This window comes from Candidatus Poribacteria bacterium, assembly GCA_021162805.1.
Classification (GTDB): domain Bacteria; phylum Poribacteria; class WGA-4E; order B28-G17; family B28-G17; genus JAGGXZ01.
On the sequence record JAGGXZ010000015.1, the window covers coordinates 1 to 19,593 of the forward strand.

General features: G+C 50.6%; 24 protein-coding genes. 19 read left to right on the forward strand and 5 right to left on the reverse strand.

The window, feature by feature from the left end:
- From J7M22_01075 to J7M22_01165, 19 genes are all read left to right on the forward strand, one after another.
- Window positions 1-378: hypothetical protein (locus J7M22_01075; protein MCD6505192.1), on the forward strand; the 378-nt coding region annotated here is incomplete at its 5' end.
- Window positions 379-489: 111 nt separating this feature from the next.
- The gene (locus J7M22_01080; GenBank protein ID MCD6505193.1) at window positions 490-1,164 is read left to right on the forward strand and encodes a hypothetical protein; all 675 of its coding nucleotides are present in this window, start codon (window positions 490-492) and stop codon (window positions 1,162-1,164) included.
- Complete coding sequence (locus tag J7M22_01085; GenBank protein ID MCD6505194.1) at window positions 1,161-1,877, forward strand: hypothetical protein; 717 nt, start codon at window positions 1,161-1,163, stop codon at window positions 1,875-1,877. Before J7M22_01080 ends, J7M22_01085 begins: the two co-directional genes overlap by 4 nt.
- On the forward strand, window positions 1,874-2,341 hold the full coding sequence (locus J7M22_01090) for a rhodanese-like domain-containing protein (GenBank protein MCD6505195.1): 468 nt from the start codon (window positions 1,874-1,876) through the stop codon (window positions 2,339-2,341). The genes J7M22_01085 and J7M22_01090 overlap by 4 nt, the downstream gene beginning before the upstream one ends.
- On the forward strand, window positions 2,284-2,832 hold the full coding sequence (locus J7M22_01095; protein MCD6505196.1) for a DoxX family membrane protein: 549 nt from the start codon (window positions 2,284-2,286) through the stop codon (window positions 2,830-2,832). The genes J7M22_01090 and J7M22_01095 overlap by 58 nt, the downstream gene beginning before the upstream one ends.
- The gene (locus tag J7M22_01100) at window positions 2,790-3,791 is read left to right on the forward strand and encodes a DUF1573 domain-containing protein (protein MCD6505197.1); all 1,002 of its coding nucleotides are present in this window, start codon (window positions 2,790-2,792) and stop codon (window positions 3,789-3,791) included. The genes J7M22_01095 and J7M22_01100 overlap by 43 nt, the downstream gene beginning before the upstream one ends.
- Before the next feature lie 88 nt (window positions 3,792-3,879).
- The gene (locus J7M22_01105) at window positions 3,880-4,536 is read left to right on the forward strand and encodes a hypothetical protein (GenBank protein MCD6505198.1); all 657 of its coding nucleotides are present in this window, start codon (window positions 3,880-3,882) and stop codon (window positions 4,534-4,536) included.
- Window positions 4,537-4,552: 16 nt separating this feature from the next.
- Complete coding sequence (locus J7M22_01110; protein MCD6505199.1) at window positions 4,553-5,242, forward strand: hypothetical protein; 690 nt, start codon at window positions 4,553-4,555, stop codon at window positions 5,240-5,242.
- Window positions 5,236-5,649 carry a hypothetical protein gene (locus tag J7M22_01115; protein MCD6505200.1) on the forward strand — a complete coding sequence of 138 codons (414 nt, stop codon included), beginning with the start codon at window positions 5,236-5,238 and terminating at the stop codon, window positions 5,647-5,649. Before J7M22_01110 ends, J7M22_01115 begins: the two co-directional genes overlap by 7 nt.
- The gene (locus J7M22_01120; protein MCD6505201.1) at window positions 5,639-6,661 is read left to right on the forward strand and encodes a GDP-mannose 4,6-dehydratase; all 1,023 of its coding nucleotides are present in this window, start codon (window positions 5,639-5,641) and stop codon (window positions 6,659-6,661) included. Before J7M22_01115 ends, J7M22_01120 begins: the two co-directional genes overlap by 11 nt.
- A gap of 458 nt (window positions 6,662-7,119) precedes the next feature.
- On the forward strand, window positions 7,120-9,321 hold the full coding sequence (locus tag J7M22_01125) for a hypothetical protein (protein MCD6505202.1): 2,202 nt from the start codon (window positions 7,120-7,122) through the stop codon (window positions 9,319-9,321).
- Window positions 9,318-11,426 (forward strand): carboxypeptidase regulatory-like domain-containing protein, encoded by a 2,109-nt coding sequence (locus J7M22_01130; protein MCD6505203.1) that lies wholly within the window; start codon window positions 9,318-9,320, stop codon window positions 11,424-11,426. Before J7M22_01125 ends, J7M22_01130 begins: the two co-directional genes overlap by 4 nt.
- A 194-nt stretch (window positions 11,427-11,620) precedes the next feature.
- Window positions 11,621-11,818, forward strand: a complete 198-nt coding sequence (locus J7M22_01135; GenBank protein ID MCD6505204.1) for a hypothetical protein — start codon at window positions 11,621-11,623, stop codon at window positions 11,816-11,818.
- 111 nt (window positions 11,819-11,929) lie between these two features.
- The gene (locus tag J7M22_01140) at window positions 11,930-12,694 is read left to right on the forward strand and encodes a hypothetical protein (GenBank protein MCD6505205.1); all 765 of its coding nucleotides are present in this window, start codon (window positions 11,930-11,932) and stop codon (window positions 12,692-12,694) included.
- A 146-nt stretch (window positions 12,695-12,840) separates the two neighbouring features.
- Window positions 12,841-13,545, forward strand: a complete 705-nt coding sequence (locus J7M22_01145; GenBank protein ID MCD6505206.1) for a hypothetical protein — start codon at window positions 12,841-12,843, stop codon at window positions 13,543-13,545.
- A 20-nt stretch (window positions 13,546-13,565) separates the two neighbouring features.
- The gene (locus J7M22_01150) at window positions 13,566-13,730 is read left to right on the forward strand and encodes a hypothetical protein (protein MCD6505207.1); all 165 of its coding nucleotides are present in this window, start codon (window positions 13,566-13,568) and stop codon (window positions 13,728-13,730) included.
- Window positions 13,702-13,848 (forward strand): hypothetical protein, encoded by a 147-nt coding sequence (locus tag J7M22_01155; protein ID MCD6505208.1) that lies wholly within the window; start codon window positions 13,702-13,704, stop codon window positions 13,846-13,848. Before J7M22_01150 ends, J7M22_01155 begins: the two co-directional genes overlap by 29 nt.
- 71 nt (window positions 13,849-13,919) lie before the next feature.
- On the forward strand, window positions 13,920-14,639 hold the full coding sequence (locus tag J7M22_01160) for an Ig-like domain-containing protein (protein ID MCD6505209.1): 720 nt from the start codon (window positions 13,920-13,922) through the stop codon (window positions 14,637-14,639).
- Window positions 14,640-14,755: 116 nt separating this feature from the next.
- Window positions 14,756-14,893 carry a hypothetical protein gene (locus J7M22_01165; GenBank protein MCD6505210.1) on the forward strand — a complete coding sequence of 46 codons (138 nt, stop codon included), beginning with the start codon at window positions 14,756-14,758 and terminating at the stop codon, window positions 14,891-14,893.
- A gap of 43 nt (window positions 14,894-14,936) precedes the next feature.
- Here J7M22_01165 and J7M22_01170 read toward each other — a convergent pair whose 3' ends face one another.
- From J7M22_01170 to J7M22_01190, 5 genes are read right to left on the reverse strand one after another with little or no spacing between them, the layout of a single operon-like run.
- A complete protein-coding gene (locus tag J7M22_01170) occupies window positions 14,937-16,118 on the reverse strand; it encodes a Gfo/Idh/MocA family oxidoreductase (protein MCD6505211.1) in 1,182 nt (393 codons plus the stop codon).
- Complete coding sequence (locus J7M22_01175; protein MCD6505212.1) at window positions 16,111-17,007, reverse strand: RimK family alpha-L-glutamate ligase; 897 nt, start codon at window positions 17,005-17,007, stop codon at window positions 16,111-16,113. Before J7M22_01175 ends, J7M22_01170 begins: the two co-directional genes overlap by 8 nt.
- Window positions 17,004-17,468, reverse strand: a complete 465-nt coding sequence (gene rimI / locus J7M22_01180) for a ribosomal protein S18-alanine N-acetyltransferase (protein ID MCD6505213.1) — start codon at window positions 17,466-17,468, stop codon at window positions 17,004-17,006. Before rimI ends, J7M22_01175 begins: the two co-directional genes overlap by 4 nt.
- A complete protein-coding gene (locus J7M22_01185; protein MCD6505214.1) occupies window positions 17,453-18,277 on the reverse strand; it encodes a hypothetical protein in 825 nt (274 codons plus the stop codon). The genes rimI and J7M22_01185 overlap by 16 nt, the downstream gene beginning before the upstream one ends.
- A gap of 10 nt (window positions 18,278-18,287) precedes the next feature.
- Window positions 18,288-19,421 (reverse strand): GNAT family N-acetyltransferase, encoded by a 1,134-nt coding sequence (locus tag J7M22_01190; GenBank protein ID MCD6505215.1) that lies wholly within the window; start codon window positions 19,419-19,421, stop codon window positions 18,288-18,290.
- Between the last annotated feature and the right edge of the window lie 172 nt (window positions 19,422-19,593).

The window sequence follows — 19,593 nt, forward strand, 5'->3', positions numbered from 1 at the left end:
CCTGGACAGAATATCTGGAAGACGATGGAGAACGCGTGGTTCGAGAGTACAGGGGATAACGAGCAATACCGTTGGCGTCGGGATCAGGAATGGTACTTCGACAACCCTCCGACTCCGATACCGGGCAACTATTGCTACATAACTCTCAATAGGCCGGGGGAGACTTACTCTCTGAATGGTCTCTGGACCGGCGTGGAGATAAAGGAGAGGATAGGGAACAGGGTGAAGCTCCAAACCAACTGGCTGCGTTGGGAGTGTGATTTCATAAACGGCTTTTATTACCGATGCCCCTATCAACGTCAGTATGATGGATGGGATGAACCCCTTTACTTTGACTGTGAGAGGGGAAATACGTCGATGAAAATGGCCAAGTGGTAGAAGGAGCTGTTTTCGGGGAGGATCTCCTCTACGTTTCTCCTCTTGTAAGAGAAGGACAAAAGTCTCATCTTCTGTTCTATTGCCAAAAGCTTGAATGAGGGGTGGTAAAAGTTGAAAGCGGTTTATCTTCTGCTCATACTGTCGCTGTTTTCCTCCTTGCTTCCTCCTTCATCCTACGGGGGAAGTTGGAGGGATGATTTCAGCGGGGAGAGGCTCAAAAGCTGCTGGAGACGATTGGGACCCGTGGTGAAGTGGGAAGTTAAAAACGGGTTCCTGCATGCAAGACAGGAATCCTTCCTCCCGGACCCCAAGCGGCTTTCATCCCTTGAATTTCTGGAGCTCACTGCCTTCCCCGGTCCTCATCGTCAGCTTACCATCATTGTCACCGACATGAAAAGGGTCGGCATCGGTCTGGGGAAGTCATTTCCCGATCTATGTCCTGGTCCTGACTGTGGCTTCTTTTATCTCTTCTATCCGAGCAGCATTGTGATGACTTGGACTCCAAGGAATCCTGAAGTTAGGCTTTTAGCCACCGACAGGGTGAAGAAGATAAGGATAAAGTTCGACTCCGGCGGGTTTCAGGTGAAAGCCGATGGGAAGGAGGTGGAATTTGAAGACCCTCACTTCGATGTGATAGATTACGTCGTCTTCTCCATCACCGCTCAGCAGTCCCCGTGGGTGGAAGGGTGGGCTGATTCGTTCGAGATATCCGGCCCCTCCATCACGGAGTATAAGGTTGAACCCAAAGGGAAACTTGCCACGACGTGGGGGGAGATGAGAAAATGAAAACCTTTCGGCTTTTCACCATACTCTTGCTCTTCATACCGTTGCATGCCGGTGGGACGATATGGAGGGATAACTTCGAAGGGGAGAAACTGAAAAGCTGCTGGAAACCCAGGGGATCATTCTTCAAATGGGAAGTCAAGGATGGATTTCTGTATGCTAAGCAGGTGGTCTCGAGCAACTTATTACTTACTCCTCTCCAACTTACCGCTTTCCCAGGCTCCCACCGTCATCTGTCAATTATAGTGCTTGATATAAAAGCCTCTTTGACAGGGAGGGTAGGATTCGGCATCGGCCTTGGCAAGACATTCCCGGAGGTGTGCCCGGTTTCCAACTGCCGGCTTTTGTATATATTCGCGCTACACAGGATTCAAGGCATTTGGGCCATGGGGGGAGGGAGGTTTGCTCCATTTCCCACCTGGGACCCCAGATGTCCTGGAAAGATCTGGCGTACTAAGGAGTTGAAGGAGATAAGGGTGGAATTTGATTCTGGGCGGTTTCAGATGATAGCCGATGGAGAGGTGAGAGCTGATTTTAAAGATCCACATTTCAACGAGATAGATTACATCGTTTTCTCGATATCAGGGATCGATCCCCCTGGAGGGGCGCAAGGATGGGCTGGTTCGTTTGAGATATCCGGCCCCTCCATCACAGGTTATGACGTCAAACCGGAGGACAAACTCGCCACAACGTGGGGGAGTATAAAGGGACGATGATTCTCAAGGAGACAGCGATCATCGGCATCTGGATCATAATAGGGGCTGTTGCCCTGTGGGGGTTCGACGCTCTCGGCCTATTATCACCTCATGAGGCCGGCCTCGCCTCAGCCATCGAGGTGGATCTGCCGGAGGTGTACAGGATCTGGCGCGAGAAGGAGGCGATCTTCGTGGATTCACGTCCACCAGCCGCTTTCAAAAGAGCCCATATCCCGGGGGCTGTGAACGTCCCGCTTGGAACCTTAAAACAGGTCGCGGACACTCTCTCCAGACTCTCAATCGGCCGTGATGAGAGCGTCATCCTCTACTGCAGCGGCGCTCATTGTCCCAACGCCCATCAACTTATGTTTCTTTTTCTGAGACTAGGGTATCGAAACGTGCGGGTTTTCTCGAGAGGTTTGGAGATATGGAAGGTCTTGGGATATCCGCTGGAAAAAGATGGCCGAAATGGAAGGCGAAGCTGAGATCCCCGTTTATCACGGTTCTGAGGGTGTTCCTGGGGAGTGTACTGTTCTCGGCGGGTGTGGCGAAGATCGCGAATTTCCCACTGTTCCTCAGATATATCTCGCTCTATGATCTCCTTCCGCCGTCGTTGGTGACCCCGACGGGATATCTTCTCCTTTCGGCTGAGATAAGTATTGGGGCGCTGCTCATCATAGGGTATTTCTCTCGTGGGGCGGCGTTGCTCGGTGGAATTCTGTTCCTCACCTTTTCAATGGCCCTCTCATCGGTGATATGGCGGGGGTTACCCCTGGAGGACTGCGGATGTGAGAACGTACTTTTCAAGCTGTTCGGAGCACGCCTGGACTGGAAGGCCGTCTCGCTCGACATGGTTATGTTCTTCTGCAGCCTCGCCCTCGTCAGATCATCTGATCTCGGTTATGGGATCGATCTGTTAAGGAGGATAGGAGTATGGCGATCAGAAAGATCATCAATCTCCTCATCTTCCCTCTGACCCTGATTTCCTTCACCTTCCTGATGCTCGTGAACAATCAGAAAGAACTTCCAGGGTACCTGGTGTTGGAGAGAGATATCGTGGAGTTCGGCGAGGTGCCGGAATGGGAGGGGAAGACAACAAGGTCGGTCAGGGTGTGGAACAAGGGGGAGAAGAAGGTGAAGATCGAACGGATAGAATCCGACTGCGGATATGTCAGGGTCGAGGGGCCAAAGGAGATCAAACCGGGAGATGAGGCGGAGTTCAAGGTCATCCTCGATCCGAAATCCGTTCGGTCAGACAGAAGCGCCGGCGCTGTGATCTTCACGGATAGTCCCAGGACGCCCTATATATACCTGACGGTGGATGCTAAGGTCAGGAGGTTTGCGGAACTCTCGGCTGAGGTATGCGATTTCGGAGAGGTTCTGCCCGGATCAATCCATGAGAAGAAGGTTCTGCTGTGGGTGAACATACCGATGGAGATAGAGGAGATAAAACTTGCTCCGCCGAGCTCTGATGTTCTGAGCTGGCGGATGGAGGAGAGAGGTCGATCTGAGTGCATCTTGAGGGTAAAGCTCGGGCCGCTGAGGAAAAAGGGGAGGTTTTCATCGGCACTCACGATCCTCTTCCCTGACGGTCGGACGATGATGATGCCAGTGATCGCCAAGGTTATAAGCCCCGTTAGGGTTAAACCCAGACATATCTTCTTCGGCGAAGTGTTCCGGGGGGATAATCCGACGGCCGAGATCTCCTTCGAATCCGACTCTCCCTTCAGAATACGTGATCTCCTCGTTCCCCAACACCTGAAGATTGAAGGTGAGTGGGAAGGGAAAAGACAAACCCGATTTGTCCTGAAGGTTAGATGGCTTACGAAGAGCTCCCCTGACTTCCTGAGGGAGAGGATAAAGATGATGACGGATGTGGACCCTGAACCTATTCAGGTTCCGGTTTACGGTTTGATCGGGAAACGATCCCCTTGAAAGTGTTTTTCCGAAAGGACGAGCTTTGACAGAAAAACCTCCCATGGTGTGGGGGAGAATGAAAACCAAATAGAGGGAGGTAAAAGAGATGTTCCGAAAACAATTGGGCTTGATCGTGGCATCACTGATGCCGGTGTGTGTCTTGACTTTGAGCTTTCTACTGTCCAGATCGATGGGAGGAGAACCTGTTATAACAACTGATCCGGAAGCATGCAAAGATTTCTACGGAGATCTTTTCGGTCGCGAAGTCTACACCACCGACTTATGCCCAGATGGGATCGTCACCTATACCAGAGAAGATGCGGAGTTCCAATCGTTAGGTGTGACGGATAGCGTACGGTGGCATAGGGAACAACAGTGGTATTTCGAAAACACTCAGCCGTGGGGCGCCAACTACTGCTACACGTTTCTCGATCAGGATCAATATAAGACATGGATGGACGGGTATTGGAACGGATACGAGGTTCATTGGAGAGATGGGGAGCAGGTGAAATCCTACACGGACACGTATTACTGGGAGTATCATGAGAGCCCACCCGACTCTGGTATAGGCTACCGATGCCCGTCCTATAGAAAATATGGTGGTTTTAACGAGTATGATCGATACTATTACAATTGTTCGACGAGAGAACTCCATTACCCCGCTGACTGGTTTGAGGAGGATATAAATTACGTTCCCGATCCTGAACCTCATGGAATAGGAGAAAGTACAGGTTCATGGTATAACTGCACTAAGATTGAATGAACCTTAGGAGCTGAAGATGAAGCCTAGCATTTTCGAAATCGTCGTGATATCTTCGGTTATGTTCGATCTCGTTCTAACCGCCCATGCATGGGTATGGCATGATGATTTCCATGGAGGAGATCTCAAAGGGTGGACGGTGAAGGGGAAGTTCTCCAGATGGGAGGCGGAGGACGGAATGTTGAAGGTGGAGATTGTAGTGGAGCCACCTCATGAGATAGTGTTCGAGCTGCTTCAACTGAAAGCGATACTTGGTCCTTACGATGATTTTACTATCATCGTCAAAAACATCGGATGTAAATTATCGAATATCGGTATAGGACTGGGCAAGACCTTCCCGGAAGCGCCGGGAATTAACAAGGATTTTTTCTACATCTTTCTCACCAACAGGATCGATTTCGTGCCGCATCTCCTGGTTCCTTTCAAAGCCAACAGAGCTCCTCGCACTCTATGGCACACCTATGATCTGAAGGAGATGAAGGTGAGCTTCAGATCAGGTCGGTTTCGGATGTATGTTGATGGCAAGAAAAGGGCCGACTTCGAAGATCCGGATTTCAACAGGGTGGAGATCGTAGGGTTCGAGGTAGTGGGGTTCAAGGGGTTCAGAGGTGAGGGGTGGGTTGACTCTTTCACAATTATCTCTCCGGCTATGGGCGTTGAGCCAAAAGGGAAATTGGCTACAACATGGGGGAGAATGAAGAGGTGGTAGTTATCCTGGGCAAGTCGGCATCAGTTCCGGATTATGCCGAGGGGTATTTCGTGGGAGGGAGCGTCTGGAAGGCTAGGATAGACAAGAAGGGTCGGTTCAAGGAGATCATACAGAGGGCGGGAGGTGGTTCATGGCCTTTGCTGAGGTTGAGCTTTCATGAGGAGAGGTTTCGGATGACGACGAGGGACAAGTGGGGAGAGTTGGAGCTGAGGGAGTTTAAGGATGAGGATCACATCTGGGTGGATGTGATAGGATTGATGGCATTCACCGGGCCGGGTTTGAGGGGTGAGTGTAGCATGGAAGCGATCTCGATATCTGGTCCTGGGATACCGGATCACAACGCCGATGTTGAGCCTAAGGAGAAACTTCCCACGGTGTGGGGAGGAGTGAAGAAGAATGCGGTCTGAAAGTAAGGTACATAGATTCACATGGCATGGGAGACGATGCCTCATAACGGGTGTGGGAGGGTTCGTGAGGTCACATCTTGCTGAAAGATTGATAGAGGAGGAAGCTCATGTTTTCGGCGTGATCCGGTCGCCGAGGGATCTCTTCCAACTGAAGACGCTCTCAATAAACGAGCGGATGAAGGTATATATTGGGGATGTTCGAGATTATGAGTTCCTCGAACCGATTTTCAAGTTTCAGGATATCGATACCTGTTTCCATCTCGCAGCTACAAGTATCGTAGCGGAGGCTAAAAGATCGCCGATCCACGCATTTCAAACGAACGTCATGGGTACATGGAACGTTCTGGAGGCGGCTCGCAACTGCGGGGTCGAACGGGTGGTAGTGGCTTCCAGCGATAAGGCGTACGGGGAATATCCTGAAGAAGTTCTGCCTTATCGCGAGGAGTATGAGTTGCGGGGGACGGGTATATATAGCTGCTCGAAAGCCTGCGCCGATATGATCGCTCACGCATATTTTCTGGATTACAAGTTGCCTGTCACCGTTACCCGATGTTCCAACATCTATGGCCCTGCCGATCCCAACCTCTCCAGGATTATCCCCGGCACGGTTATACGCATTTTCAGAGGAATTCCCCCTTCAGTTTTCGAAACTTCCCAACATCATATTCGCGAATATACCTATATCACTGACATCATAAATGCTTATCTGCTTCTTGCTGAACGCATAGATGAGACGCAGGGCAAAGCTTATAATGTCGGAGCCGGCCATATCTTGAGCACCCTTGAACTGATGAGGAAGATAGCTTCGATGATGGGGGCGAAGATGCCGATCCAGGTGATCAAACGCGAATTTCCAGTTGTGGAGGTTCGATCTCAGTTTTTGTCAAGTGAGCGAATTCGTAAGCTTGGATGGAAACCACAATTCTCATTAGAAGAGGGTTTAAAGCGGACTGTGAAATGGTACGTTTCGGAGGAAGGTCGAAAATTCTGGAGGTATCTAAAAAATTTGTGATCTTGCTCGTCCTTGCCTGGTCCCTGTTTCTGTCCTTTTCGATTCGAATCCAAAACTTGCCACTGCTGCAGGACAGATACCTTCTCGGGACGGACGCATATCGTTTTCTGCGCCAGGCTTCCATAATAACCTCCGAGAGGAAGTTGCCTCGAGTTGATAAAATGCGGTGGTATCCGGTGGGGAGGGATCTATCAACCCACCTGAACCTGTTCTCTTATGCCATGGCTTACGCTTATCGCATTTTGAGAACAATACATCGCAACCTGACTATATATAAGGTGGCAGTTTATTCATCGGTTACGTGCTATATGCTGACGCTGATGCTTTTCCACCTGATGTGGAGGAGGATCTTTAATGCTTCCGTATCCCTCCTGGCAGTGAATCTACTATCTGTTCTTCCCTCCTTAAACCTGAACCGCTCAGCTGCCGGCTTCGCGGATCGTGACGCTTTCTGCCTGATGCTCTGGACAGCGATGATCCTCCTCTACCTGAAGGCCTTCGAGGATAAACACCCGATTAGGATGACCAGTTATGCCATTGCCTCAGGGATTATGGCCGGGATGTTGTCTCTTTCCTGGGAAGGTCACGGCCTGGCAACGGCGATCATCTCCCTCTGGATGTGGTTTAGGGTTTTTCGTGGGAAAATCGAAACACGTGACGTATTGGTGTACTGGGCGTGGTATATTTGCCTCATGTCTATCTCCCTTTCCCTAACACACGCCTACAGGAATTGGGCGTTACCATATGCCTTCCTCGCTATCATGGCACCTACGGCAACTTCGATAACCCTTCTTCTCTGGTTTGTTTCACGTAAGATGCGAAGATTCGATCGATTCTCGAAAGGTGCGATCATATCTGTAATCGGATGGATTGGTGCTATTTCTCTGCTTCTACTCGTGATCTCACTGAAAAACGCATACATCGGAGAGACCTTCCGATCTATCCTGGATAACTTTCTCACACCTTTAGGTAGAAGCCGTCTGATGCGCTCGGTGATAGAACTGACAGGTATAAGCGGTGAAAGCTTTGTCAGGAGATACTCCGTTATCCTTCTTTTGGCTTCCGCCAGCAGCACTGTCTTAGCCTACCGTTTCTTTAGCGGTGAGCCTGTGAATTTCCCTTTAGCCGTTATAGGATTTGAAGCGGTGTTGTGCGGAACTCTGGTTTCGCTGTTCTTGCATTCCCGGAAGATATCCGACACAGTATATATCATCTCTACCCTTGCCGGTCTGACGATGATCTTTACCGCTTATCTGATATATAAAAAAGACGAGGAAATGTCTTCCGAATATGACGAACGTGAGAGGTATTTTCCAATTTTGATATGGTTCTTCATCGGGCTCTTCACTACGAGAGGAGCGGGACGATATGGCTTTTTCCTCGATCCCTTAATCGCCCTTATGTGTAGCTTTATACTTATCGAATCTCTGCGTTTCATCGCCCAAAGAAGGACCGGCTTGATATCCGAACTCGGTATGATTGGAATCCTGATAGCCTCAGAGCTTTATGCCGGCATTCGACTTTCGCTTTGGAACGGTCTGTTTCAGTGGACGCTGCTTCCCCTTACGGCTCTGATTTCCACTTTTGCCCTTGTGTATGGTCTGAGTCAGATTAAGATTTCGAATTACAGAAGGGCGTGTTATCTCACTATCGTTCTAATTCTCATCCTCTTTATCGGCTCGGATACCTTTCACAGGGGATTTATCCGCTCCAACGTTGAGGTCACCAGACAACGCTTTATGCCCATCTTTCGCGAAACCCAGCGGAGTCTAGCTGAGATAGGCTCCGGACCTTTAGGAGAAGGCTCAGTTGTAGCAGCATGGTGGGATTACGGCAGCGTTCTAAACTGGTTCGCAAAGTGCACGACTATAGTCGACGAAGATCACTATATCCCATACTGGATTTTCCTGATCGCCCGTCATGTTTTCTCCGCCGCTTCGCCGAAAGAAGCGCTTGAGTTCCTCTACACACATCGAGCAACTCACCTAATGATCACCACAAGGGAGATATTGGCGCTTACCGGGATTACTTATACCGGATCGGATACCTCATTTGATCGATTGGCCTCTGTTTACTCCTTGATTCCCATTGGGACAAGGAAGATGGGGGGCTCAAACGAGGTGACCGATTTTGCTATCAGAGGCTTCACCTCAACGGATGAGATGGAACTTGAGGGAGAGAGATTTCCCCCCGGTAGTTGGCGGATACGAAAGATCTCTATCTCCCGCGATAAAAACAATAACTCATGGAGCGCTGTAATTCATGGCCAAGTAAATGGAAGGTCGTTTTCAAAACCTCCCAGGGAGTTTCAGTTCAAGGAGAACAGGATTCAAAACGAGAATGGTCTCCCCGGGTTAATCGCGGTCTTTCCATCCGAAGCAGGTGGAATTCTCCAAGCGTTCTATGTTTCCGAAAAAGCGAAGCACCTCCTGGCAGTGAGGCTTTACCTGTTTAAGGAGAAAATACCCGGTTTCAAACTCATCTACGACACCAATACGTCGGTGCGATGTGATCGAAACGGCATACGAATCTGGAAATTAGATTATCCGCCTGATATTCGGGAGAAAAATGAATATTTAGCCAGGGATTTTCCACTTGGTGAGAAAAAGCTGAGGAAAGCCTGGCGACATGGCGATTTCATAAAGGAGGATCTGAGATGAAAACTATGAATTTTACCTTCATCTTGGTGCTTATAGGAACATGGATTTGGGGACAAGCAAGCGTCATAGCGGTGAAATCAGATTGTAGTGTAAAAGGCCGAATTACAGACGAAAACGGCAATCCATTACCTGACTATGTGGTTGAACTTCGCTTAGATGATGGCACCAGCTATTCGGTGAAAACAGATCAAGATGGAAAGTTTATGCTCCGCAACCTTCAGGAAGGTGATTGGAACTTACATGTGAGATTTTCAGGGATGACCGTTCAGGAGCGAAAACTCAAGCTCGTTAAAGCCGAAGAAACAGAGCTTGATCTTAAGGTCAAGGCTAGAGGAAGCATATCAGGTTTTCTGCTCGATCCGGTGAAGCGTTCTCTTATCCCGATAGATGGGGAGATTCTTCTGGGGCTCTTGTCGAAGTGGGAAACAGTAGAGAGATACTTCAAAGGCAAGGTGTCAAAAGGGAAATTTGAAGTCAACGGGTTGCTTCCGGGGCGGTATGTTGTCATAGAACGATTCTCAGGATACGTTTTTGATGGCGATGAAGCTCCCAAGGTAGAGGTATCACCCGATGCAAATATTGGCGGAGTTGAGATCTTCCTGAGGAAAGGTGTGTTGATAAGGGGAAAAGTGATAGACGAGGAAGGGAAGCCGATTCCCGAGGCAAAGGTGAAACTTGGTTCCTCAGAACTTAGAAGTGTTCGTCCAGTTCTCCGCTTCAGGCGGGAAACGTCAACCGGTGAAAACGGTGAATTCTTGATAACTGTACCGGGCGATCCGGAAAAATTCAACTCCTTTGCGGTTATGGTAAGCAGACCAGGCTATCAGGGAGAGCTGATAAAAAGGAAACTGGAGCGAGGGAAAAACGAGTATCATGTTGATATTACGCTCAAGAGGACTCTAATAATGACCGGCAGGGTAATCGGATTGAAAGGGAAATCCGCCCTGGGTCTCAAAGTTGTCCTGAAGATGCATATCAAACCGGTGAAGTTCTTTCGATATGCCGCTCAAACGGAGTTAACAGCTTACACCGACAGCAATGGTGAATTTGTATTCGCCGAGCTTTACCCGACCGAGTACACCCTGATCGTATACCGTGATAACACCGCAATCGCCTTCTTGGAATCTCTGAATCCCAAAGACCAACCCCACATCGAGGTTAAGCTTGGAAAATCCCAACTCCTGAAGGGGCAGGTGATAGATGACTCGGGTCATCCTTTACCCGATGCTAAAGTCGCAGCTACCATGAGACCCCGGACTCCTGAAGCACATGGAGCTCAACTTGCAACCTGTCAGACCGATTCCGATGGAACCTTCTCGGTGGAGATCCTGAGAGTTGATCCCTCGCTTTTGACGGTTACAGTCTTTAAAAAAGGATATCTAAGCAAAGTCTATCGAGGTATGGCGATAAAGCATAAAGATTTAAAGGTCGTTCTGCAAAAAGGGAGGACCATAACCGGCCATGTCTTCATGCCGCCAGATATTTCGATAAAAGGGAGTTACATCGTGAAACTGTTCCCTGAGAACACGCCGATGAAACCGATTATCAATCCGTTTTCGCTTTACAAACCTATCCTTTCAACCAGACTCGACATTGAGAAAGGGGCATTCAGAATTGATGGGATTCCAGCGGGCGGGTATCAAATTTACGTTCTCGGTGAGGGGATAAGCGCGACAGGAATTGATCTCGAGGTTACCTCTGAGAACCAGAGTGTGGATATATTCGTTGAGCGGAAATCAGCAAAATTAAGAGGACATGTTCTGTGGGCGAATACGCGAAAGCCGGTGTCGGGGGCTTTAGTTTCAAGATCATGGTACCCCTGGGAGCTTGAGCCATATGATCTATCATCAATGGTTATGAGCCGGTTTGAGACCAAGACGGACGAAAGCGGATATTTCGAATTTTCGGATCTTACTCAGGGTAGATATATCATCCAGATCAGTTACGTTAAGCTTTTACCTAAAACCGGTTCCTATGAAAGAGAGATGATTCACAAACGGTTTGATGTTCCAGAATGCGGAGAATACGTATTTTATCTGAGTTCAAAAGACGATAAATCTCTTTTAGCTGCGCAATCCCCTTCTCTAAGATCAACCAAGCCGTAAAACCAAGGCAATGATCAGTAACCCGAAGGGTAGTCCTCTGATGATCCCATTGAAGGGCGCAATGAGAGGTCAATTTGAAGCCGCTCAGTCCACCTGAGCAGGATAGCCTCGAAGCCGCCCTAGATTATCTACGATAAAGGATGTGGATGACATCTTCGTGTTAAACAATGGCAGGATAGTAGAGAAGGGAAGTCATGAGGAACTCTACAAAGCGGCGGGGTTCTATAGACGATTATACGATCATCAATCAAAAAGAGAATCTCTCGCTAGGAGCCGTGATTGAGGTTGCAGATATCAGCAAGGCGGAGCGGATGTTGAGGTACTCCCCCAAGGTGGAGATAGCCACGGGCATTCGAGAATTTGTAAGGTGGTTCAAGCGTCATCGTCAGTAGTCGGATCTCCTTCCTGTTTCCTGCCTCCTGTTTCCTGCTTCCCTGTCATTGACATCATCCCCCAACCGTGATATATTTTATACCGAAAGATTGCGGATTGAGGTGAGAGGGATGAAATATGTTCTCATCGGAGGGAGTGAAGTTCCCCCCAAGTCAGTTTCTGAAGGAGGTTTAATGCGGAAAAGCTTGGAGAGAGTGTTAATCATATCACTACTTTTCATCGTCATCTGGGCAACAGGATGTGGTGAAGAAGAAGTTTTGGAGCCGGTCTATCTGATAGATCATACTCGTTACCTAACTTCACCTGAGATATGGGCGGTGTTCTCAGGTGAGGTGACCTCAGCTACCCTTGGTTCACGCCCCGCCTCGAAAATCTTCCACGATGAACAGGGAAAATGTTGGTGGGCGGTGTGGAAATTTGAAAACGAGCAGGAGATCATCGATCGGGGATTGAAGAAAGATAATTTTTTAATCTTTCAAGTTGGATGGACAGATATCAAAGGCAGGAAAAGCCAAACTAGAATTGTCCTTAGTTTTTCATGCTCTCTCCCGCCGGAGATAAAAAGGGTAATTCCATCTGACGCGAGTATAGTTGATGCGAATGAATATAATAGAAACGGCATCTTCATCGAGTTCAGCAAGCCGATAGATGTTCGAAAAGGCGTTACATTCATCCTGAAAAGCTCTGAAGGAAGGATGTTAAATTGGGATGTTACATGGTTCTATGCCAACTGTGTAGCTGTCTTAAAGCCAAAAGAAGGAATGGAACTCGAACCAGGAGAGCTTTACACCTTGATAGTTAAGAATTACTTCGATATCTCAGGTCTTAAAGGGGAAGAAACAACCGTTATTTTTGCCACGAAATGCAGAGATTAAATCATGGACTGATACTTACCTTATTCTTGCTCTTTTCCGTGGGGTGTTTCTGAAGAATTCAGATAGGATAATGGCGATACTGTATGGTTATGGGTTAGCGGGAGAGGAGAAAGGAAGATGCTATTTCTCAGGAAGGCAGGTATGGAATGTGGAGAATTTTTATACCTCTGATTTTCATCGTGATAACGGCGATAGGATGTGGTGAAGGTGAAAGAGCAGTTTCAGAACCAGCTTATCTGATTTATTACCCGCCATATTTATACCCTGATAGGCTATGGATAGCGTTTTCAGATGAGGTAACCTCAGCTACCCTTGGCTCACGCCCCGCCTCGAAAATCTTCCACGATGAACAGGGAAAATGTTGGTGGGCGGTGTGGAAATTTGAAAACGAGCAGGAGATCATCGATCAGGGATTAAGAAAGGATTGGTTGCTGATCCTTTGGGTTGAATGGACAGATGCTGAGGGTAGAAAAGGTGAAAGAGGGATTGTGCTTAGTATTCCGTGTTGTACTCCGAGGGTGGAGAGGACAGATCCACCCAATATGAGTGTGGTGGATGCAGATAAATATAACAAAAATGGTATCGTTATCGAGTTCAGCGATCTGGATATTCAGAAAGGAATTACATTCATCCTGAGGAATTCTAAAGGGGAAATATTGAATTGGGGCATCACGTGGCTTAGCAGAACCAAAGCTGTCTTAAAACCCAAAAAGGGGATGGAACTTGAGCCGGGGGAGCTTTACACCTTGACGGTTAAGAATTTCTGCAGTACAGGGCTCGTGGGTGAAGAAACGAGAATTACCTTCGCTACAAAAACTCTACACCATGAAAGCTGGGTATCTGTACCCTGAAGGGAACAGGAGGTCAGGTCGTGAGGGGAATTGGAGAGAATTTCAGGGTTCTATATGAGGAGCCGTATGATCCGAAAAGACCGGTGATCTGCTTTGATGAGAAGCTTGTTCAGTTGATAGAAGATGTGATGGCTCCCATTGAGATGAAGAGCGGGAATGTTAAGAAGGAAGATTACCAAAGATAAAGCGGCGTACTGGGACGGGAGGAATGAGAAAGGTGAGAGGGTAAGCAGCGGCATATACTTCTACACCATGAAAGCCGGAGATTTCATATCAACCCGTAAGATGGTGATACTGAGGTAATAGCAGTTATAGCTGACCAGAGGAATATGGGAATCCTCTGGTCAGCTAATGACTAAGCTGGGGAGGAAATTATGAGAGGAAGGATCTCGATCCTACACTTGGAGAGAGCACTGATCTTATTCCCGCTCCTCGTCATCGTATGGATGACGGGCTGTGGTGAAGAAGAAAAAACAGAACCGGTCTACTTGATAGATTACACCTCCGAAGGAATCCCCGGCTCCAGCTTAAAGGTGTGGTTTTCTGGTGAGGTTATCTCTGTTAGGTTCAACGGTCAGCCCGCCAGGAGGATCTACTATGATGAGGAGAAAGGGCTGTGGACGGCAGAGTGGAAATTACCAGATAAAGATGAACTCGCCAGATCGGGAATGAGGATAAACGGTTATATCTCCGTATACGTTGAGTGGACCGATGAGATGGGTGGAACACGTCATGAGTGGATTATCCTGCCTTGTGGATGTTGCTCCTGGCCGGAGGTTTTGAGGACGATCCCTATGGATAGAGCTGAAGTAGATGCTGAAGAGATCAATCGGAAGGGTATCATCGTGGTCTTCAGCGAGCCGATATCGCTCAAGATTAGCGGGGATGTTTTCGTCTTGAGGAATTCGTCCGGCAAGAGATTGAAGTGGGAGGTGTGGTGGTCTTCCGATAACAGCATAGCGATCCTGAAACCTAAAGAGGGTATGGAGCTTAAGCCCGGGGAGAAATATACGCTGACGATCAAGGATTACTTTGATCCGGCGGGTAATGAGGGCGTGGAGGTGAAGGTAGCCTTCACAACGAAACCAATCTAAAGTTTTATTCCACCGAAGTGGGAGAGGAAGGTATGTGAGCTAGGGGAACTCATGATTCATCGAGGTGGATTATAACTATCCTGAACCACCTACCGTTCGCTGGGATTAGAGGTGTGATGCGTTGGACGCCGAAGAGGGGATGGGAACTGGTAGGGTTGGAGGATTACGATATCTCATCGCTTTCAGCCTCCGACAACTACCTCTATGCTGCCACGTGGAGCGGAAAGGTGTTCCGGGCAAGATTGTCACGATGAAGGGGCTAGGCATTCTTCTTTGAATGCCTAGCCCCTACAACTTTCAGGATAGAAATGGCGCCTCCAGGGTTGTGGATTCGTCCGTGACGATCGCCTCGAGATCCCGGATCAACCTGCCGCCCCGCCAGTCCTGCTCCTGCGCATCTTCGGGCATTATCGGGCCTCCCTGCCGTGACGGTTTGGGGAGATCATCGGCGTAATTATCGTAAACCCAGTCGCGGAAGGCTGAGGCGAACCGCCATCCGTGCCAGTGTATCCCGTTTATCATCTTGAGCGACTCCATAGCCGAGACCCCGTTCACATATGGTTCCCTGTCCTCCCTGATGGCGTCCATCAGGTCTTTGACCTGCATGGTGTGTCCCGTGAGCATCGGTCTCTCGACGTACCTTCGCATCTCCTCCTTGAGCTCGGCCTCCAGCGATTTATCGGTCAGGGTGAAGCTCGTGTCCCTCACCTCCCCCTTCTCGCCCCGGATATATATCCCCGCTAATCCGTCGGGCGACTTGCAGATGCTGGTCGTCAGCAGTTTTCCGTGGGACCCGTTTTTGAATCTGATCAGTCCGTATCCCAGATCCTCGACCTCTATCGTGGGATGCATGATGTTGGTCCAATATCCGTAGGCGTAATCCACGCCTCCCAGCAACCACTGATACAGATCCCAGCCGTGCACGGCCTGGTTGATGAAGACGCCGCCACCCTCATATTTCCATGTTCCCCGCCAAGCACCGCTGGCATAGTAATCCGTGCCCCGCCAGTGGAAGCCGTTGAGATAGCTGAAGCGTATCTCGCCGAGCAGCGGTATCACCCTCTCCTTGATGAATCGGTTGGCGGGCTGGGTTCTCCTGCCGAAGATGACGGCGAGCTTGACCCCGTGCTTCCTGGCCGTCTCGATCATCTCGTGAGCCTCGCCGACGGTCATGGCCATCGGCTTTTCGACCAGTATATGCTTTCCGGCCTTAGCGGCCGCGATCGTCATCGGGGCGTGAAGGTAGTGTGGGGTGGGGATGCTGACGATGTCTATGCTTCTATCCTGAAGCGCCTCGCGGTAATCGAGGTATATCTTAGCACCGCCGCACTCCTCAGACCGCCTTTTCGCCGCGGCCTCGTTCACGTCACATACTGCCCTTATCTCGCATTCATCCGGGAACTGCTGATATGCCCTGATGTGCGCCCCGGATATCCCTCCACATCCCAGTATCGCCACACCGAATTTCCCCTTAGACATCGCTGGACCTCCCTTTTTCAGCCATCTTTATGGCATAGTCCACCATGGCGCCGGCCACGTCCATGCCGGTCGCCCTCTCGAGCCCCTCGAAGCCGGGTGAGGGATTGACCTCTATGACCATAATCCCTCTCCTCGTCCGGATCATATCCACGCCCGCTATACCCAGACCGAGGGCCTTGGCCGATCTGACGGCTATCTCCTCCTCATCATCCGTCAGATAGGTCAGGAAACCCATCCCTCCCCGATGTATGTTCGCCCTGAACTCGCCCTCCTGAGCCACCCTTCTCATGGCACATAGCACCCTATCGCCTATCACCAGGGCCCTCAGATCTCTGCCGGCCGCCTCCTCATAGAAGGGCTGGACGATATAATCCTCGCTCTGACTCCACATGGCGTCCAGAATGGAATAAAGGACGATGGGGTTATCGGTGACGATTATTCCCTTCCCCTGCGTTCCCTCGAACGGCTTGAGTATAAACGGATAATCCCCTGCGCGTCTGAGAGCTCTGTCGAGAAATCGAAGCGATCCGGCGGCAAAGGTGGGTGGGACGGGTATGCCGTTTCGATGAAGTATGGCAAGAGAGCGGAACTTATTGCGGGCGTCATCTATCGATTGGGCCGGGTTGACGGACGGGACGCCTGCAAGCTCGAAATGGCGTAGAACTTCAAGGCCGTACCTTGCCGTGACCTTGCTGAGCCGCGGGAGGATGACATCCAGCCTCTCGGCCGATCTCCATCCGAAATATATCGAGTCTCCCCTACATCCGATATGGATGTATATCTCGAAAGGGTCCATCACCCAGACTTTACATCCCCGTTCCCTTGCAGCTCTCGCCAGCCTTCGCGTGGCATATGCCCTTTTCTGTCTTGAGATTATGCCTATCCTCACCGCTCGATCTCCATCGATTGAAGATCGGTTATCCCCATCACAAGGGCGTCTTCGCCGGTATCGGTGTAATATCCCTCTCGGATGCCGAGGGGTCTGAAACCGAACTTCCTGTAGAGGTTTTGAGCCGGTATGTTGTTCTCCCTGACCTCCAGTGTGACCTTGCGCACCCCTTTGGATTTGGCCATCTCAAGTGCATATCTCATCAGCCTCTCGCCTATTCCCTTTCGCCTGTGTTCGGGTGCGACGGCGATGTTGGTTATATGGGCCTCATCGAAGACGATCCATATGTCCAGGTATCCCACGACCTCCCTGCCGATCTTGGCGACCAGGAAATGGGCGTTTTTGCTCTTAAGCTCCCGTCTGAAAGCCCACTCGCTCCAAGGGGTTGGAAAGGAGCGGCGTTCTATCTCCACTATGTGGGGTATATCCCGTCTCCTGGCACGGCCTATGCGAACCTCCATCTCTTCATGACCCTTTCAAGCGTCGGTATGCCCAGGGTTCCCTCGTCCTCCACGGCAAAGGAGGCGACGCAATTTGCGAAATCGGCTGAGATGAAGGGATCGTTCGTCTCGGCATACTTTATCAGAAACGCCGCCGCGAAGACGTCCCCCGCTCCTGTCGGATCGACCTCAACGGTCCGGTAGGCCGGGAAATCCCTGGATATCCCGTCCAGGTAGAGCGTGCAACCCTTTTTGCCGCGGGTGAGGATCACAATCTTCGTCGCACGTATGAACCTTTCGAGCTCCTCTGGAAACGGGGCTATATCCTCCTCGCTGAAGACCAGCACGTCGCAGCGGGCGAGTATCTCCTCGGCGTTATGCCATCTCTTCGGATATACCCTGCCGTCCTCCTCCCACCTGCGGAACCATCCCTGCGGCGTCACGCCTATCAGCGATGACCTGAACCGCTCCGGCACGTCCGACATCACCTCATCCGCCACGGGACATAGATAGACGATCGGCGCGCGGGTCCATTCCTCCGGTATATCCTTCCCCTGGATCTTCTCCGCCACGCCGAGCAGGTATTGCGTCCTATGACCCTCGCGGTAGATGTTTCTGAACGTGGTGGTCTTATCTGCGGGCTTAATCCGAACCTCGATCCCCTCGATGAGAGGATCGCTCAGGTTGAAATCGGGGCCGACTGAGGTGAGGGCGGCCGGCTTGAATCCCAGATTCCGAACGGTTATGGTGGAATATGCGGCTGCGCCGCCGATGATCAATCCTTCGGGCACGACGTCATGTGTGAAATGACCTATAGCCAGAAAATCCATCCCTCACGCCTCAGATGAAATTCAGCCCGTAATCGACGAGGGGCATGGGAAAGAGCTTGTCCAGTATCCGCGATAGCTTCGGACCTTTCGGGGTAGGCCTCTCGCGCTCGAGCGAGCCGAACACGAACGCCGTTATATCCTGGATCGTCTCCAGCCTGAACTCCTCATCCTCATATCTGAAGATCAGGTCGGGCTCGAATTCGATCTCAAGCCCCCACAGCTCATCCTCCTCCAGTCTCTCCGAAACATAGGGTTCGATGGCGGCGAAAAAGCCCTTCAGGTCTATGATCCTCAGCGTGCCGTGAAAACCGCGAGGGACATACGGCACACCTATGAGCTTCCCAAGCGACCTCATCTCACCGTCTGCCGCCGTCGTGTTGAGGTTTATCCTGTCCACGTTATAGAGATCGAAGAGCTTGGTCAGAGCGGCCAGAACCGCCGTTCTCGATCCGGCCATCTCCTCGACGTTCAACACCCTCACGCCGTCTTTCTCCTCTCTCGGTTTCTGGGCGCAGATGTAGGCGACCATCTCGCCGTCGACGCCGACCAACCAGGTATCGGAGGGATGGTTCACCACAACCCTGGCCTCGAGCAGGGTGAGGAACTCGTCGATGTCCCGAACATATCTGATGGGCTCGGATTGATGTATCCTCACCAGATCGGGCGTGTCCTCCCTCTCCCATCTTTTCACCTCGACAGGGAGATCGGGCAGTCTGGCATCCTTTGGGATCGGGTATACATGATAGATCCCCGCGTTTATGCATCCCGCCCTCCTGTAAAGCCCTCTGCCGCCGGAGATCAACATTACCTCGACCCCATCGCGGAGGGATTTGAGTATGGTATCCTCCAGCAGTCTTGTCGCCAACCCCTGTCCGCGGTAGTTCGGATCGGTGCAGACGGAGCCGACGTTACACACCCTGATCGATGCGCCCATGATGAAGATGTCCCTGACAGTGAAGCCGATCAGGGAGACCGGTTTTCCGTCGTCGAGGAATATCCTCAGGTTCTCGCAGTTCTCCTCGCAGAAGAGGGTTGGAAACTCCCTGCCCATATCGCCGTCCCTCCTCGATCGGAAGACGGAGTTGGACAGGGCGATAACGGCTTCCAGCTCATCCTTTCTGGCGGCTCTTGGCCCTTCAATCATCCTTCACCTCCGATGGTTCAACGTGCTGGCGTTAAACGCTATCGCTCTTATTTCCCTTAAGCGTAGTATCTATCTATGGCTAATTGTCCGCCGTCCACCGTCCGCGGTCCGCAGCGGAATAACGGCGGACGGCGGACTGCCGACTGCGGACACTTCAATGACGGCGAAGCCA

Excerpts from the sequence above, each read along its gene's own strand:
- J7M22_01125 (MCD6505202.1), top strand. The coding sequence starts at position 7,120 with ATGCTCTGGACAGCGATGATCCTCCTCTACCTGAAGGCCTTCGAGGAT.
- J7M22_01090 (MCD6505195.1), top strand. The coding sequence starts at position 1,874 with ATGATTCTCAAGGAGACAGCGATCATCGGCATCTGGATCATAATAGGG.
- J7M22_01095 (MCD6505196.1), top strand. The coding sequence starts at position 2,284 with ATGGAAGGTCTTGGGATATCCGCTGGAAAAAGATGGCCGAAATGGAAG.
- J7M22_01140 (MCD6505205.1), top strand. The coding sequence starts at position 11,930 with ATGAAATATGTTCTCATCGGAGGGAGTGAAGTTCCCCCCAAGTCAGTT.
- J7M22_01135 (MCD6505204.1), top strand. The coding sequence starts at position 11,621 with ATGAGGAACTCTACAAAGCGGCGGGGTTCTATAGACGATTATACGATC.
- J7M22_01190 (MCD6505215.1), bottom strand. The coding sequence starts at position 19,421 with ATGATTGAAGGGCCAAGAGCCGCCAGAAAGGATGAGCTGGAAGCCGTT.
- J7M22_01110 (MCD6505199.1), top strand. The coding sequence starts at position 4,553 with ATGAAGCCTAGCATTTTCGAAATCGTCGTGATATCTTCGGTTATGTTC.
- J7M22_01120 (MCD6505201.1), top strand. The coding sequence starts at position 5,639 with ATGCGGTCTGAAAGTAAGGTACATAGATTCACATGGCATGGGAGACGA.
- J7M22_01105 (MCD6505198.1), top strand. The coding sequence starts at position 3,880 with ATGTTCCGAAAACAATTGGGCTTGATCGTGGCATCACTGATGCCGGTG.
- J7M22_01165 (MCD6505210.1), top strand. The coding sequence starts at position 14,756 with ATGCGTTGGACGCCGAAGAGGGGATGGGAACTGGTAGGGTTGGAGGAT.
- J7M22_01185 (MCD6505214.1), bottom strand. The coding sequence starts at position 18,277 with ATGGATTTTCTGGCTATAGGTCATTTCACACATGACGTCGTGCCCGAA.
- J7M22_01085 (MCD6505194.1), top strand. The coding sequence starts at position 1,161 with ATGAAAACCTTTCGGCTTTTCACCATACTCTTGCTCTTCATACCGTTG.
- J7M22_01100 (MCD6505197.1), top strand. The coding sequence starts at position 2,790 with ATGGCGATCAGAAAGATCATCAATCTCCTCATCTTCCCTCTGACCCTG.
- J7M22_01130 (MCD6505203.1), top strand. The coding sequence starts at position 9,318 with ATGAAAACTATGAATTTTACCTTCATCTTGGTGCTTATAGGAACATGG.
- J7M22_01145 (MCD6505206.1), top strand. The coding sequence starts at position 12,841 with ATGTGGAGAATTTTTATACCTCTGATTTTCATCGTGATAACGGCGATA.
- J7M22_01160 (MCD6505209.1), top strand. The coding sequence starts at position 13,920 with ATGAGAGGAAGGATCTCGATCCTACACTTGGAGAGAGCACTGATCTTA.
- J7M22_01170 (MCD6505211.1), bottom strand. The coding sequence starts at position 16,118 with ATGTCTAAGGGGAAATTCGGTGTGGCGATACTGGGATGTGGAGGGATA.
- J7M22_01155 (MCD6505208.1), top strand. The coding sequence starts at position 13,702 with ATGTTAAGAAGGAAGATTACCAAAGATAAAGCGGCGTACTGGGACGGG.
- rimI (MCD6505213.1), bottom strand. The coding sequence starts at position 17,468 with ATGGAGGTTCGCATAGGCCGTGCCAGGAGACGGGATATACCCCACATA.